The following is a 12,993-nucleotide window of genomic DNA, read 5'->3' as shown; positions in this document are numbered from 1 at the left end:
CGGGCTGATTGCCAGCGGGCCAACACGACCGCCCGATACCCGATCATGCCTCACGTGCGCGCCGGATTGCGGACGGCCTTCGCGAGGCGCTTACCAAAACAGCGCAATCTACTGACTGTGCAAGGGAACATTGCTGAGCGGCCGTGGCATGGAGCGTGAACGGCCTGTATCGGACCCATTGGGGACGTTCACGAGCCCTCCAGGGAAGGGCGGGTTAGGGTCATGCATGGTCCGTATGAAACCAGCGCAGACTGGTTCTCCTTCCGTTGGACGTTGTCAGTCACTGGTCGGCGTTGGATGCCGTCTGGGCGATGTCTGCGCTGCGATGAAAAAGCAGATCGCTGAAATCAAAGAGACCAGAAGCACGGTCCACTCGACTGCCGGATAGCCGCGCGCAATGTCCCAGATGCTAGCCGCCGCGATCGGTGCGATGCCCTTCGCGATGTTCGACGGAAACGACAGCATGCCACTGATTGCACCATATCCTTCGGTCCACAGAAACTGCTGCACGATCGTTCCACGAAGGATCGTCATCATCCCGTTGGCTGCGCCGTAGCACAGCGCGAAGAGCCACAGCAGCGCCGCCGACTTGCCGGCGAAGATGAGGATGACCGTCGACGCCGGGAAAAGCAGCACCACGATGAACCCGACTGTCGTGATGGTGACCCTGCGATCGAAGACGAACCACACTGCTCTTGCGATGACCTGTGCGGGGCCGATCAGCGCCATCGTGACAACGAGAACGGTATTCGAGACGCCGCGCTCCACCATGAGCGGAACAAGATGGAACGTGAGCGCTGCGAACGTCGCGTAATAGGTCGTGAAGCACACGACGAGTGCCCAGAATGTCGGTGTGCGCAGCACGCGCCTCGCTGCTTCGTCATCGACTGTCCGGCGCTCGCTCTTCACGTGGTCCAGGGATATGTCCAGCCGCGACGATCTGATCGCAAGATGGTGGATCGGCAAACAGACCAGCAGATTGCAGCCGGCAAGGACTGCGAGTGCGAATCTCCAACCCGTGGCAACGACAAGATACTGGGTCAGTGGGATGAAGACGGTGCTCGCGAAGCCGGCAACGAGCGTGACCAGTGTGATCTTCGTCTTGTAGCGCTGCGGGTAGCGGTGGGTCAGTACCGCGAAAAGCGGATCGTAGAACGTGGCGGCCATCGACAGGCCCAGGCCGATCCACGCCACGAACACCACCGTCCGCGACGACGATACCGACCAGAGCAGCAACATCGCCGCAGCGATTACGGAGCCGACGGTCATCACGCGACGCCCGAGGCCATGATCGATCCACCTGCCAACCGGGTAAGCGGCAAAGCCTGAAACCAGCAGCCCGAGCGAGAGTGCCGCATTCGTTGCCGTGCGGCTCCAGCCCATCGACTGCTCCATCGGAACGACCAGGAGCGAGAACGAGTAGTAGACGGAGCCCCACGACACCAGCTGCGCGAATGCAAGCAGCCAGGTCGTCAGCGATTCGTTCGAGCCTGCGATGTCACTCGACTTCGCCGTCGTCGGTATCGGCATCGGCGTTCTGCGTGGGGTGCTCATGGCTCATCGCTGCGCTCGCGAGCGCGGTGATGGTTGCAGGGAACTTTTCCTTGCGTTCGCTGTAGCGGTCGGTCAGGTAGTCCGACCGGTCGCGCACGAGCAGCGTGAACTTGACCAGCTCTTCCATCACGTCGACGACGCGATCGTAGTATGGTGATGGCTTCATCCGGCCGCTTTCGTCGAATTCCTGGAAGACCTTCGCGACCGAGCTCTGGTTGGGGATCGTCACCATGCGCATCCAGCGGCCGAGCACGCGCAGCGCGTTGACGGCGTTGAACGACTGCGAGCCGCCGGACACCTGCATCACGGCGAGTGTCCGTCCCTGCGTCGGCCTGATGCTGCCGGAGTCGAGCGGCAACCAGTCAACCTGGTTCTTGAACACGCCGGTCAACGCGCCGTGGCGCTCCGGGCTGCACCACACCTGACCTTCAGACCAGATCGATGCTTCGCGCAGCTCGACCACCTTCGGGTGGTCGGCGGGCACGCTATCCGCGAGCGGCAGGCCGTGCGGATCGAACACCTTCGTCTCGGCGCCAAACGCGCGCAGGATGCGTTCGGCTTCGAGCGTCAGCAGCCGGCTGTATGAGGTGGGTCGCAACGAGCCGTAAAGCAGCAGGATGCGAGGCGGGTGTTGCGATACCGTTGACGGTTCCAGCTTCGCGAGGTCGGGTGCATCGAGGTGCGCGAGGCTGACGTTGGGAAGATCAGGCTGCATCGTAAAAGTGGGCTACAGGGTGATGGCGCGAGAGAGCAGCACCGCGGAGGATGGGCACAGATTCGCGGCCTGATGAGTCGCAACGATCGCTTCAGGAGCCGTGTTGCGTTCGACTGGTTTGAACCCGACCTTCTCGAAGAACGCCGCAGAGTCCGTCGTCAGCAGCCATGCCCTGCGGGCGCCGGCATCGAACGCTTCGCGCAGGAGTACAGCGAGCAGGTTGCGGCCAATACCGGTGCCACGGCGCTTTGGCTCGACGACGATAGAACGGATCAGCGTATCGATGCCGTAGTGCTCGAATCCGCCGTAGCCGAGCTGCGTACCGTCAAGCGTGCCGAAGCTGAAGAAGCTGCGGCCCGGCTCGCGGAGGTCGTCGACCGGCAGGCCGGATTCTCGCAACGCGCCTGCGAGTCCTGGATCATCGCAGGGTGTCGACCGGGCGATGATGAACGGCGCGCCTTCTTCCTTCAGCGTTTCTTCCGCCGGGCCGCGGGATAGCAGGGCGATAGCTGCATCCGACGGCCGGCAAAGGCGGGTACCGCGTGGTGTCACGACGATGGGCCGGTTGATCAGGATCGGATGACCGAGCATCGCATCGATCAGTTCCGCGTCGGTCAGTTCGGGATTGCCGAGGCCCAGCTCTTTGTAGGGCGTGTCCTTGACGCGCAGCACGTCCCGGACTGCCATGCCGCTGTCTGCGATCAGCCGTACGAGCGTTGCGCGGTCGGGCGGTGTGTTCAGATACTCGATGACGTGCGGGTCCTCCCCTGCTGCGCGCAGCAGTGCGAGCACATTGCGCGACGTGGCGCATTCAGGGTTGTGATAGATGGTGACACTCATGATTGACTCTCAATGCGCCTCATACCAGCGCTGTGAGCGGTTCACGACGCCGACGACGAGTAGCATGACCGGCACTTCGATCAGCACGCCAACAACCGTCGCGAGTGCTGCGCCCGACTGGAGCCCGAACAGGCTGATGGCAGTGGCCACAGCCAGCTCGAAGAAGTTACTTGCGCCGATCAGGCTGGACGGACCTGCGACGCAATGTGCGACACCAAGCCTGCGGTTCAGCAGGTACGCGAGGCCCGAGTTGAGAAACACCTGGATCAGGATCGGCACGGCGAGCATGGCGATTACGAGAGGTTCATGGACGATGGCTTGCCCCTGAAACGCAAACAGCAGCACGAGCGTGGCGAGCAGCGCGCAGATGGAGTACGGGCCAAGCCGGGAGACCACGTGCCTGAAATGCGCATCGCCTCGTGCAAGCAGCACACGGCGCAGGATCTGCGCGATCACAACAGGGATGACGATATAGAGCCCGACCGACGCGATGAGCGTGTTCCACGGCACGGTGATGGCCGAGAGGCCCAGCAGCAAAGCCACGATGGGCGCGAACGCGACAATCATGATCGCGTCGTTCAGCGCAACCTGGGACAGTGTGAAATACGGATCACCCTTGCACAGCTGCGACCAGACAAACACCATTGCCGTGCAGGGTGCAGCCGCGAGCAGGATCAGCCCGGCAACGTAGCTGTCCAGTTGTGCCGCGGGCAGCCATGCAGCGAACACGTGACGCACGAAAATCCAGCCGAGCAACGCCATCGAGAACGGTTTGACGAGCCAGTTCACGAACAGCGTGACACCGATGCCGCGCCAGTGGCCTTTGACCTGCGACATCGCGCCGAAGTCGATCTTGATCAGCATGGGGATGATCATGATCCAGATCAGCACGCCGACCGGCAGGTTGACCTGAGCCACTTCCATCCGGCCGATTGCCTGAAAAACCGCCGGGAGCCATTGGCCCAGCGCAATGCCCGCGACGATGCAGAGCGCGACCCATACGGTCAGATACCGCTCGAAGAAGCCAATGGCAGGACGCGCAGCGTGCGACAGTGAATCAGTGCTGCTCATCGGATTCCTCGGCGGGGCGCTCGCCGATTGCGCGAACCTCCTTCTGGATTGCGTTGCGATCGAGCACGTGCAGCGGCAGATTCACGAACTGGCTCACGCGGGTCATGATCTGCCGGTAGACCTTCGTGAACACTGCGCGTTTCGCTTCATCCGTGCCTGTGAAGGCAGCGGGATCCTCGAAACCCCAATGCCCGGTGATCGGCTTGCCCGGCCAGATCGGGCAGACTTCGCCAGCGGCCTGATCGCACACTGTGATGACGAAATCCATCTGCGGCGCGTCTGGCATGCCGAATTCGTCCCAGCTCTTGCTGCGCATTCCGGCGGTGTCATAGCCAAGGGCCTCACAGCGCTCAAGGGCAAATGGATTGACCGTGCCGGACGGATGGCTGCCCGCGCTGAACGCGTGGAATCTGCCTTTGCCCAGCGTGTTGAACAGCGCCTCGGCCATGATGCTGCGGGCGCTGTTGCCCGTGCACAGCACGAGAATGTTGTAGGTCCTGTCGTTCATGCACCGCTCCGCATGTTGATAGCACCTGCGCAGCAGGCGACCTGGGAACTGCTGGCTTCTCGCGTGCGATCGCGGGACTCGCCATAGACCGGCGTCTGTTCAAGCGTCCGGAACGTTTCCCACGCCACGCCCTGTGGGTCCACTGTCCACGTCTTGTCTGATTTTGCGTAGCAGCAGGTGGTGGTAGTCTGGTTGGCAACCGGCAGTTCCGCGCGGGCGAAGCGTTCTCGCATCTCGGCAAGCTCCGCGTCGGTCTCAACCTGAATGCCAAGGTGATCGACACCGGGCTTCACGCCACGCTGCGAGATGGCGAAGTTCACCGTGGGGTCGACAAGTTCCCATTTGCGATAGTCCTGTCTCGAGACGGTCGGCTCGATCCCGCCAAACATCGCGGTGTAGAAACGGGTGCTCGCTTCGAGATCTTCCACGGCGACGTGGACGTGCATGCGCTTCATTTCGGGTCTCCACAACATGGCGGGGTAGCATTGACCGCGCACGTTGCGCCCGCGCAGCAGTTCTCGGTCAGAAAGCCGACCAGTCCGTTCATCGCGTCAAAGTTGGCCGAATAGAAAATGAACCGGCCCTGCTGGTTGCCGATGACCAGGCAGGCGTGTGACAGGTCCTTCAGGTGAAAGGAAAGACTCGACGGTGAAAGGCCGAGCCGCTGCGCGATCTCGCCCGCAGGCATGCCGTCCGGACCGGCAACGACGAGTGCACGGAAGATGGCCAGCCGTGATTCATGGGCGAGAGCGCCGAGCGCGCGTACGACGAGGTTCGAGTCCATGGCGGCATCATAGATCCATCGATTCAATGATTCAAGTAATATTGAAATATAGCAATGATTGCGACAGCAAATCTCGTCGGTGAGATTTAGGCTCATGTGAGTGTCTGCAGGTGGCCGCTTTCCCAGGCGGAAGCGGTCGCTGGAGTTGACGGTGGTGTACGGAAGCTAAGCGTCGCTCGTCGTCCTGCGGCGCGAGGCGCAGACGGATTCTCCTTCCGTCGAAAGGAGAATCGTCATGGAAGCCGTTGAGACGCGTGGTCGATACCGATCGGTTGCCACGATTCACCCTCAAGACTCCTGACGCCTTGCCGATATCAACAGTCGACGCGGCGGTTTCACCAACACCATTCATCATCCGAATTGCTGCCGCATCAACGTGTCGTAAGGTAAGGCGATGTCGGATTTGAGTAACAGATCGCAGTAGTACGTGGACGGCGCGCTGGTCAGCTTCGCTGTCGTCGGGCGCGATGCTCACGGCGGGTTCGTCATCAGTGCCTGCAACGACCCGTTCATCGAGATGGCGGGTGGGATGCCCGCGGATTGGCACGCGTTCCCCATTCCATTCGACGCGCTGCTTCCGGATCAGGCGGGAGTCGCGTTGCGCGAGCAACTCCTTGCGTGCTTTACGTCTGGGGCGGCGCAGGAACTTCGGCAGTCTTTCACACTGCATGACGGCGTGCACCCGTGGCGTCTCTCGCTGAAACCGCTCAGACATATGAGCAGTGGTGCGGCCGTGCACGAAGTCCTCGTGACGGGTTTCGATACCGCCGCGAAGGTGCAGCTGGCACATGACCTGGAAGTGAGCGCCTCCCGGTTTCGCGCAGTGGTCGACTCGGCTTACGACGCGATCGTCACGATCAACGAACAGCACAACATCACGTTCTTCAATCGCGCGGCGGAAAACCTGTTCGGCTACAAGTCGGTGGACGTGCTGGGGCAGAGGATCGAAATCCTGTTGCCGGAAAAGTTTCGCGCGAATCACTTCCGGAACGTCAAGCAGTTCGCGGACTCGGTGCAGATGAGCCTGCGGTCGATCACACCGCCTCGCATGGACGAAAGCAACAGCGTGTATGGCCGGCATCGCGATGGCACGGTCATCCCTGTCGAAATCGCGATTTCAAAGATAAAAGTGGATGGCGTGATCGAATTCACGGCAGTTGTTCGCGATATCAGCGAGCGCGCTGAGCTCATCGATCTGCTGAAGAAGCAGGCCGTGACCGACGCTCTGACAGGTTTGCCGAATCGCCGTGAGTTTCTGGATTTCGTCGACAAGGTGCTCGACACCGACGACCTCCTGTCTGCGTTTATCCTCGACATCGACTACTTCAAGAAGATCAACGACAGCTACGGCCACGATATCGGCGACGAAGTGCTGCGGGTGCTGGCGAAGGTCGGTATGTCGATCCCGCACGAGTCCGGCTTGTTCGCGCGCTGGGGAGGCGAGGAATTCGTTGCTGCCTTGCCGGGCGCGGACGCCGCGCTCGTGCATCGGATCGCAGAGACGCTGCGACGCCGTTTCGAGGAACAGGATTTCGAGCACGCGTGGCGTGTGAAGCCGATCCCGTTTACCGTCAGTATCGGTGTCGTCACACGGGAAGCGGGCGAGCGCGATGTCGACGCGTTGATGCGGCGGGCGGACCGGGCGCTCTATGCGGCGAAAGATTCGGGCCGTAATCGGGTGAAGGTCGGGTAGCCGGTTTGTTGTGCCTGCACACGAAAGGTGAAGCCATTTTCTATGGCAGCGTTGCCTGAAAGAACCTTACAACGTCGGCGTTGAATTGTTCATGAAACCCGGCGCGATTAAAACCCGGCAGACTGTTGCAGATCTCCGGGCGCACCCGCGACAGTCGCACGCCGCACGGTGGCAGGAAGTCGTAGTGGCCCGCGTTGTCAACGACGTGATACTCGGATGCGCGAGGCAAATCGTCGCGTACCGGCTCATCATAGTAGGGATGCGGCTGATGACGGTCATTGGCAGCGCTCCAGAGCTGGACCGGGGCGCGAACGCCGCTTAGTCCCACGGGGCCGAAAGTAAACCCGAACGAAGGCGCGGCGATGGCGATGGCCTTGATGCGTGGATCGTGAATCCAGACGTCGGCGGGAACGCTCGCAGTGGACTTGAGGTCGACGCCGGCATGCTGCAGAGCCTCACACAGATCGTGATCCGGGTGGGCTTCGCAGAACGGGGCGATTTTCGAAAGATCCGGGATGCCACCGGCGGCCACCAGCACGGTGAAACCGCCGTTCGAAAAGCCAAACGCACCGATTCGGGTCGCGTCCAGTCTCCCGTGTCCACGCCACTCGTCGACCATGTAATCGACCAGCCGATGAAGCTGGGCGGGGCGGCGCCAGATTTGCAGCACTCGGCTCTGGTCGTCGAAAGTGTCCCCGGCGTGACTGACTGCGGCCGCAACGAACCCCGCGCGAGCCAGAGCGAGGGCCGTATCGTAATGGCCGTCGTACCAGCCCGCACCGCCGTGCGACATCACCACCAGTGGCAGTTGATTGCCGACAATCGAAGCGTGGGGCGCTACGGTCTGGCTGAAATCGCCGAGGGTGTGCGGCGTTGCCTGCATGTTGGTCGGATACCAGATGCCGGCAATGAGCGGCGGCTCGGTGCCATTCGGTATCTTGACCTCCTCGAAACCGATGTCGGTCGCAAGGGCAGGTGTCGCAACGAGGCTCACGAGCGCAGTGATGATGGCCAAAAATCTCACGATGATCTCTGTTATCGTTCTCATTCAGACCGAAGGGTAATGAGCCGGACGTGGCAAAACGACCAGTCGCTTCGGTCCGGCATATCGGTTGCAGCGAGTGCTTCGCAGACGAACGGATCCACCCAGATTTTCACCGCGGATGGTACAGCGGAAGCCGGCTGCTGATTTTTGTGAGTCTCGACTGGAGGGCTTCGGGTCGAACAACGCTCATTTCCCGTAGGGCGGGATTCGGCCCAGTACCGGTCGTTCGACACAAGTTCCTCGATCGTCGATGGTCGCAGCGAGTTGAGTACATTCATTCCGTATGCGGGCACGAATTTACCTGGCCATTGCAGGCTCTCACGACGCTTACTTTCGGCGCGAATGTCCACCCGGGCGCTTTTCGCCTGGAGTGTCCACGGCCGCGAACAAATGTTGGCGGCCAGTGTCAAGAATCTCGTCCGCCAGCACCGGATCGACGTCTGCAGTCGCTCGCGAAAGCAGCAGGGTACCCACCATCTGGCTGAACAAGGTGATCGCCTTCCGGCGGCTGCCTTCGCTGACGCCTTCTGTTTCTTCAATGACCTTGGCGAACTGTTCGAGGTTCGCCGCCAGACCTTCCACGTAAGTTGCTCGTGCCGCATCGCCAAGCCGGCGCGCGTCACCTGCAAAACCCGACAGCGCGCAACCCGCTTCGATATCCGTGCGGTGTTCAGGCGAGAGGTACCACTCGATCCGCCGACGGACCGGGTTGAGTTGCGCGGACCTGGCGTGCTCGATGAGGGTGTCGAAAGTCTCTCCACCTTCGGTCATTGCCTTGTCTATCACCGCCGCGACCAGCGCATCCTTTGATTTGAAGTGGTTGTAGAAGCCGCCCTGCGTGAATCCCGCGGCCTTCATCAGTTCGGCCAGCCCGACTGCGTCGACGCCGCGTTCGCGGAACAGTTTTTCGGCGGCGGCCACGATCGCGCCCCGGTTTTCCGCCGCCTGCTGTCTGGAAACACCCATTTCCCACTCCCTTCGGCCGCAAACGGCCAATCAGACCCATCGAAAAATACAATGTCGATCACCATTGACATTGCTGGGCCGGCCAACCACAATCCATCCCAATGACAATGTCAATCGACATTGTCTTAAGTGTAGCCTGCTTTCCCTGACCATTCACGCGGCGGAAAGCACAACGGCAACCGGCGCCCGAGCGTGCCGGTCCCTGAAACTTTCAAGCGAGTCCCGACATGACGAAGACCACTCCCGAGCAAAACAAGGCGCTGGTGCTGAAGGCATTCGACACCCTGTTCAACAAGCGCGACTACGCCGCGGCCGAGCGCTTCTGGTCCGACCGTTACATCCAGCACAGCGCGCACATTGCGCCTGGACGCGACGGTCTGTTCGACCTGGTGCGCAGCCTTCCCGACACGTTGCGTTACGAGAACCAGCTGATCCTGGCCGAAAGCGACCATGTGATCGCGCATGGCCGCTTTTCCGGGAGCGGCCGACCCGCTGCCTGGATTGCTGCCGACGTCGTTCGCTTCGAGAACGGAAAGCTCGCTGAGCACTGGGACGTGCTTCAGGACGAAGCAACCGCGGCCGAATCCCAGAGCGGCCTGCCGATGTTCGGCGACCGCTTCCCTGCTTGAGCACACCGACTTTGCCCACAGCGGCGCTGTTCTCCACCTTCACTGGATATCGACAGGAAACCATCATGAAACTCACCGGAAACACGATCTTCATCACGGGCGGCGGCTCGGGAATTGGACGCGGGTTGGCTGAAGCGCTTCACGAGCGCGGCAACAAGGTCATCATCAGCGGCCGCCGGCGCAGCCATCTCGACGAGGTGCTGGCGGCAAATCCTGGCATGGCAGCCATCGAGCTCGACATCACCGACCCGGCCAGCATTGAGAAGGTAGCCGCGCAGCTGATCGCAGACTATCCCGACCTCAACGTGCTGATCAACAATGCCGGCATCATGCTGCCCGACCAGGTGGCCGGCCACGTCGATGACACGCTGATGGTCTCCACCATCACGACGAACCTGATGGGGCCGATCCGTATGACGTCGGCGCTGATCGATCATCTCAAGACCAAAGACAACGGCGTCGTCGCGTATACCAGTTCGGTGCTCGCGTTCGTTCCACTGGCGATGACGGCGGTGTATTCGTCGACCAAGGCGGCGCTGCATTCGTACATTCTTTCGCAACGATTCATGCTAAGGAATACGAAGGTTCGCGTCCTTGAGATCGCACCGCCCTGGGTGCGCACGGATCTCATGAACAGCCGCGAGGCCGAACAGGCGATGCCGCTGGAGCCCTTCATCGACGAAACGATGGTGGTGCTCGGCACCGATGCGGACGAAGTGCTGGTGGAAATCGCGAAGCCGTTCCGGGACAACCCGGGTCCTGACGAACACGCATTCGTCAATGGCCTGAATACGCAGATGGCGGAAGTGTTCGGCGGCTGAACGGCGGCCCGCCGGCCGCGCGATGCTGCCGGCAGGTCAACCAGCAGCCGTCAATCGAGGACATGACATGACGAATGATCTTTTGAAGCTGGCCGTCGAAGCCCACGGCGGTCTTGCGCGCTGGAATGCGATCCGCTCGCTCGAAGCGGACATGTCGATCACCGGCGGTATCTGGCATGTGAAGCACAAGCCGGATATTTTCGGGCACATCGTCGCCGCGATCGATACCCAGGCGCAACGCGTCGAATTGCGGCCCTTCACCGCACCCGATCGGCGCTCCATCTTTACCCCGGGCCACGTCGCCGTCGAATCGATCGAAGGGCACGTGATCGAGAGCCGCGACGATCCGCGGTCCTCGTTTGCCGGTCATAGCCAGCAGACGCCGTGGGACAATCTGCATGCCGCATATTTCTGCAGCTATGCGCTGTGGACGTATCTCAGCACGCCGTTTGTCTATACGTGTCCCGGTGTCGTGACCGAGGAGCTGTCGCCGTGGCATGAAGACGGCGAGCGGTGGCGGCGCCTGAAAGTGACGTTCCCTGCTTTCATCGAAACGCATTCGCGTGAGCAGGTGTCGTACTTCGGCCCGGACGGCCTGTTGCGGCGTCATGATTACACTGTCGATATCATGGGCGGCGCGACCGGCGCAAACTACGCGTCGAACTACCGGGAATTCGCCGGCATCATGGTGCCGACAACCCGGCGCGTGTTTGCGCATGACGCCGATGGCCAGAAGATTGCCGAGCCGCTGCTGGTTGCGATCGACATCGAATCGGTTTCGTTTCGCTAGCAGGTAGCGGGAGAGGTCGTCCACGGCGGTCGTAATGGCACAGGCTTACGGACGGCAAACCTTGCCGCCCCCCGTCTCATTCCCGTTCGTCGAAGAGACCTCGCCATGGAATATATCGATAGCCTGCGTGTTTTCCGGTCCGTGGTCGAACTGAAGAGCTTTACCCGTGCCGCGGATACGCATGGTATCGCGCGGCCGGTGGTGTCGCGAACCATCGCGGCGCTTGAAGCGCGGATGGGTTGCCGGCTGCTGAACCGCACCACCCGGCAGGTCTCGCTTACCGATGCGGCGGAGCGCTTCTACGAAGGCTGCGTGCGAATCCTCGATGATCTCGATGCGCTCGAAGCGGACGTGGGAAGCCAGACTCGGGAAGCGACCGGCGTCCTTCGCCTCGTCGCCCATACGACCGCGACGATGAACCGGCTCGTGCCACTGATCGCCCGGTTCAAGCTCGCGCATCCAAAGGTCGCGATCGACGTGATGCTGACGGAGCGGCCGGTCGATCTCGTGGCCGAAGGCTACGACCTCGGCATCGTCGTGCCGTACATGCTGACGAGCGAAACCACGGTCGTGCGCCTGCTTGAGCGGATTCCGGTCGTCATTGTCGCAACGCCGCAATACCTGAGCAGGCACGCCGCGCCGCAGCATCCATCGGAGCTGACAAGTCATCTGTTCGTTGCGATGTCGCCGTCCATCCGACGTCCCGCGATTGGTTTTCGCGACGGCGCGGAGGACCTGATCGTTCCGCTGCGTTTCGAGGTGTCGTCGAACAGTCCCGCGTTCAACCGGGAAATGGTGCTGAGGAGTTTCGGCATCGGCGTCGCACCCGTGGCGCTCATCGAGAACGAGCTCGCATCGGGCGAACTCGTGCGCCTGCTCGGCACGTTCCAGCTCGTCGACCCGAACATCGACATCCAGCTCGCTTACAGCAACCGCACCTTGCAGCCCGTCAAGGTACGCGCGTTCATCGACGACGCGATCGCCTTTTTCGACGCGCTACCAACCTCCTATCGGTCCGTCGCGAGCGTCGGCTGACCTTTCCTCGCGGATTGGTGCCCGCAATGGTACCAGTCTGATCTCCCGCCCGTCATCGCATCCGGGCGTTCCCGGTCGTATCTTGTGCGTATGCACTCCGATGACATCCAGAACGACGACTGTTTCGCGCTCCGCCAGGCTTCCCGGCACATCTCGAAGCTTTACGAGCGCCATCTGTCCGAAGCCGGCATCACACCCGCGCAGTTCAGCATGCTTGCCATGCTGGGGCGCTGTTCGACGCTGACGATGGCTGAGTTGGCGCATGCGATGGTGATGGACCGGACGACGATCGTGCGGCTCCTCAAGCCGCTGCTGCGGCGCGGCTTCGTGGCGTCGCCGGCGAAAGGGCAGAGCAACCGGCGCCTGCGGTTCGTGCTCACTGCAGATGGGCGCGCGAAGCTCGACGAAGCCGCTGCTCACTGGGCGGTGGCCCAGGCCAGCTTCGAGCGCAGCTTCGGGCAGCAGCAGGCCGCGTATCTGCGCAGCGAGCTGTTCCGGATGACGGGCGACGTATCCGACAGGTAACAAACCCGGCAACAAAC

General features: G+C 61.7%; 15 protein-coding genes. 6 read left to right on the top strand and 9 right to left on the bottom strand.

Annotation, left to right across the window (positions count from 1 at the left end; genetic code table 11):
- Positions 1-276: 276 nt before the first annotated feature.
- The 7 genes from DVS29_RS31315 to DVS29_RS31285 are packed head-to-tail and all read right to left on the bottom strand — an operon-like array spanning position 277 to position 5,472.
- A complete protein-coding gene (locus DVS29_RS31315; protein ID WP_118184409.1) occupies positions 277-1,530 on the bottom strand; it encodes an MFS transporter in 1,254 nt (417 codons plus the stop codon).
- Positions 1,499-2,269: an arsenical resistance protein ArsH gene (gene arsH / locus DVS29_RS31310; protein ID WP_118184408.1), complete on the bottom strand. Its 771-nt coding sequence runs from the start codon at positions 2,267-2,269 to the stop codon at positions 1,499-1,501. Before arsH ends, DVS29_RS31315 begins: the two co-directional genes overlap by 32 nt.
- Before the next feature lie 12 nt (positions 2,270-2,281).
- A complete protein-coding gene (gene arsN2 / locus DVS29_RS31305; protein WP_118184407.1) occupies positions 2,282-3,109 on the bottom strand; it encodes an arsenic resistance N-acetyltransferase ArsN2 in 828 nt (275 codons plus the stop codon).
- 9 nt (positions 3,110-3,118) lie between these two features.
- A complete protein-coding gene (arsB, locus tag DVS29_RS31300) occupies positions 3,119-4,180 on the bottom strand; it encodes an ACR3 family arsenite efflux transporter (RefSeq protein WP_118184406.1) in 1,062 nt (353 codons plus the stop codon).
- Positions 4,167-4,688: an arsenate reductase ArsC gene (locus DVS29_RS31295; protein WP_118184405.1), complete on the bottom strand. Its 522-nt coding sequence runs from the start codon at positions 4,686-4,688 to the stop codon at positions 4,167-4,169. Before DVS29_RS31295 ends, arsB begins: the two co-directional genes overlap by 14 nt.
- Positions 4,685-5,143 carry an ArsI/CadI family heavy metal resistance metalloenzyme gene (locus tag DVS29_RS31290; RefSeq protein WP_118184404.1) on the bottom strand — a complete coding sequence of 153 codons (459 nt, stop codon included), beginning with the start codon at positions 5,141-5,143 and terminating at the stop codon, positions 4,685-4,687. Before DVS29_RS31290 ends, DVS29_RS31295 begins: the two co-directional genes overlap by 4 nt.
- Positions 5,140-5,472 carry an ArsR/SmtB family transcription factor gene (locus tag DVS29_RS31285; RefSeq protein ID WP_118184403.1) on the bottom strand — a complete coding sequence of 111 codons (333 nt, stop codon included), beginning with the start codon at positions 5,470-5,472 and terminating at the stop codon, positions 5,140-5,142. The genes DVS29_RS31290 and DVS29_RS31285 overlap by 4 nt, the downstream gene beginning before the upstream one ends.
- A 427-nt stretch (positions 5,473-5,899) precedes the next feature.
- Here DVS29_RS31285 and DVS29_RS31280 point away from each other — a divergent pair, with 427 nt between their 5' ends.
- The gene (locus tag DVS29_RS31280; protein WP_240655892.1) at positions 5,900-7,165 is read left to right on the top strand and encodes a sensor domain-containing diguanylate cyclase; all 1,266 of its coding nucleotides are present in this window, start codon (positions 5,900-5,902) and stop codon (positions 7,163-7,165) included.
- A 40-nt stretch (positions 7,166-7,205) separates the two neighbouring features.
- Here DVS29_RS31280 and DVS29_RS31275 read toward each other — a convergent pair whose 3' ends face one another.
- A complete protein-coding gene (locus tag DVS29_RS31275; RefSeq protein ID WP_240655891.1) occupies positions 7,206-8,189 on the bottom strand; it encodes an alpha/beta hydrolase family protein in 984 nt (327 codons plus the stop codon).
- Between the two features lie 348 nt (positions 8,190-8,537).
- Positions 8,538-9,176, bottom strand: a complete 639-nt coding sequence (locus DVS29_RS31270; RefSeq protein WP_118184401.1) for a TetR/AcrR family transcriptional regulator — start codon at positions 9,174-9,176, stop codon at positions 8,538-8,540.
- Positions 9,177-9,439: 263 nt separating this feature from the next.
- Here DVS29_RS31270 and DVS29_RS31265 point away from each other — a divergent pair, with 263 nt between their 5' ends.
- The 5 genes from DVS29_RS31265 to DVS29_RS31245 all read left to right on the top strand — a co-directional run bounded on the left by DVS29_RS31265 (position 9,440) and on the right by DVS29_RS31245 (position 12,976).
- On the top strand, positions 9,440-9,805 hold the full coding sequence (locus DVS29_RS31265; protein ID WP_240655889.1) for a nuclear transport factor 2 family protein: 366 nt from the start codon (positions 9,440-9,442) through the stop codon (positions 9,803-9,805).
- 65 nt (positions 9,806-9,870) lie between these two features.
- Positions 9,871-10,626 (top strand): SDR family oxidoreductase, encoded by a 756-nt coding sequence (locus DVS29_RS31260; RefSeq protein ID WP_118184399.1) that lies wholly within the window; start codon positions 9,871-9,873, stop codon positions 10,624-10,626.
- A 67-nt stretch (positions 10,627-10,693) separates the two neighbouring features.
- Positions 10,694-11,416: a hypothetical protein gene (locus DVS29_RS31255; protein WP_118184398.1), complete on the top strand. Its 723-nt coding sequence runs from the start codon at positions 10,694-10,696 to the stop codon at positions 11,414-11,416.
- A gap of 105 nt (positions 11,417-11,521) precedes the next feature.
- On the top strand, positions 11,522-12,451 hold the full coding sequence (locus DVS29_RS31250) for a LysR family transcriptional regulator (RefSeq protein WP_118184397.1): 930 nt from the start codon (positions 11,522-11,524) through the stop codon (positions 12,449-12,451).
- Between the two features lie 90 nt (positions 12,452-12,541).
- On the top strand, positions 12,542-12,976 hold the full coding sequence (locus DVS29_RS31245; RefSeq protein WP_118184396.1) for a MarR family winged helix-turn-helix transcriptional regulator: 435 nt from the start codon (positions 12,542-12,544) through the stop codon (positions 12,974-12,976).
- Positions 12,977-12,993: the final 17 nt, after the last annotated feature.

It is taken from the genome of Paraburkholderia phosphatilytica (assembly GCF_003443895.1).
In the GTDB taxonomy this organism is placed as follows: Bacteria; Pseudomonadota; Gammaproteobacteria; order Burkholderiales; family Burkholderiaceae; genus Paraburkholderia; species Paraburkholderia phosphatilytica.
This window is presented reverse-complemented; position numbering and strand designations above follow the sequence as displayed.

What these genes read in the sequence shown, in the direction of transcription:
- DVS29_RS31315 (WP_118184409.1), bottom strand. Translation starts at nt 1,530, where the DNA reads ATGCCGATACCGACGACGGCGAAGTCGAGTGACATCGCAGGCTCGAAC.
- arsH (WP_118184408.1), bottom strand. Translation starts at nt 2,269, where the DNA reads ATGCAGCCTGATCTTCCCAACGTCAGCCTCGCGCACCTCGATGCACCC.
- DVS29_RS31260 (WP_118184399.1), top strand. Translation starts at nt 9,871, where the DNA reads ATGAAACTCACCGGAAACACGATCTTCATCACGGGCGGCGGCTCGGGA.
- DVS29_RS31255 (WP_118184398.1), top strand. Translation starts at nt 10,694, where the DNA reads ATGACGAATGATCTTTTGAAGCTGGCCGTCGAAGCCCACGGCGGTCTT.
- DVS29_RS31245 (WP_118184396.1), top strand. Translation starts at nt 12,542, where the DNA reads ATGCACTCCGATGACATCCAGAACGACGACTGTTTCGCGCTCCGCCAG.
- DVS29_RS31270 (WP_118184401.1), bottom strand. Translation starts at nt 9,176, where the DNA reads ATGGGTGTTTCCAGACAGCAGGCGGCGGAAAACCGGGGCGCGATCGTG.
- DVS29_RS31285 (WP_118184403.1), bottom strand. Translation starts at nt 5,472, where the DNA reads ATGGACTCGAACCTCGTCGTACGCGCGCTCGGCGCTCTCGCCCATGAA.
- DVS29_RS31290 (WP_118184404.1), bottom strand. Translation starts at nt 5,143, where the DNA reads ATGAAGCGCATGCACGTCCACGTCGCCGTGGAAGATCTCGAAGCGAGC.
- arsB (WP_118184406.1), bottom strand. Translation starts at nt 4,180, where the DNA reads ATGAGCAGCACTGATTCACTGTCGCACGCTGCGCGTCCTGCCATTGGC.
- arsN2 (WP_118184407.1), bottom strand. Translation starts at nt 3,109, where the DNA reads ATGAGTGTCACCATCTATCACAACCCTGAATGCGCCACGTCGCGCAAT.
- DVS29_RS31295 (WP_118184405.1), bottom strand. Translation starts at nt 4,688, where the DNA reads ATGAACGACAGGACCTACAACATTCTCGTGCTGTGCACGGGCAACAGC.
- DVS29_RS31250 (WP_118184397.1), top strand. Translation starts at nt 11,522, where the DNA reads ATGGAATATATCGATAGCCTGCGTGTTTTCCGGTCCGTGGTCGAACTG.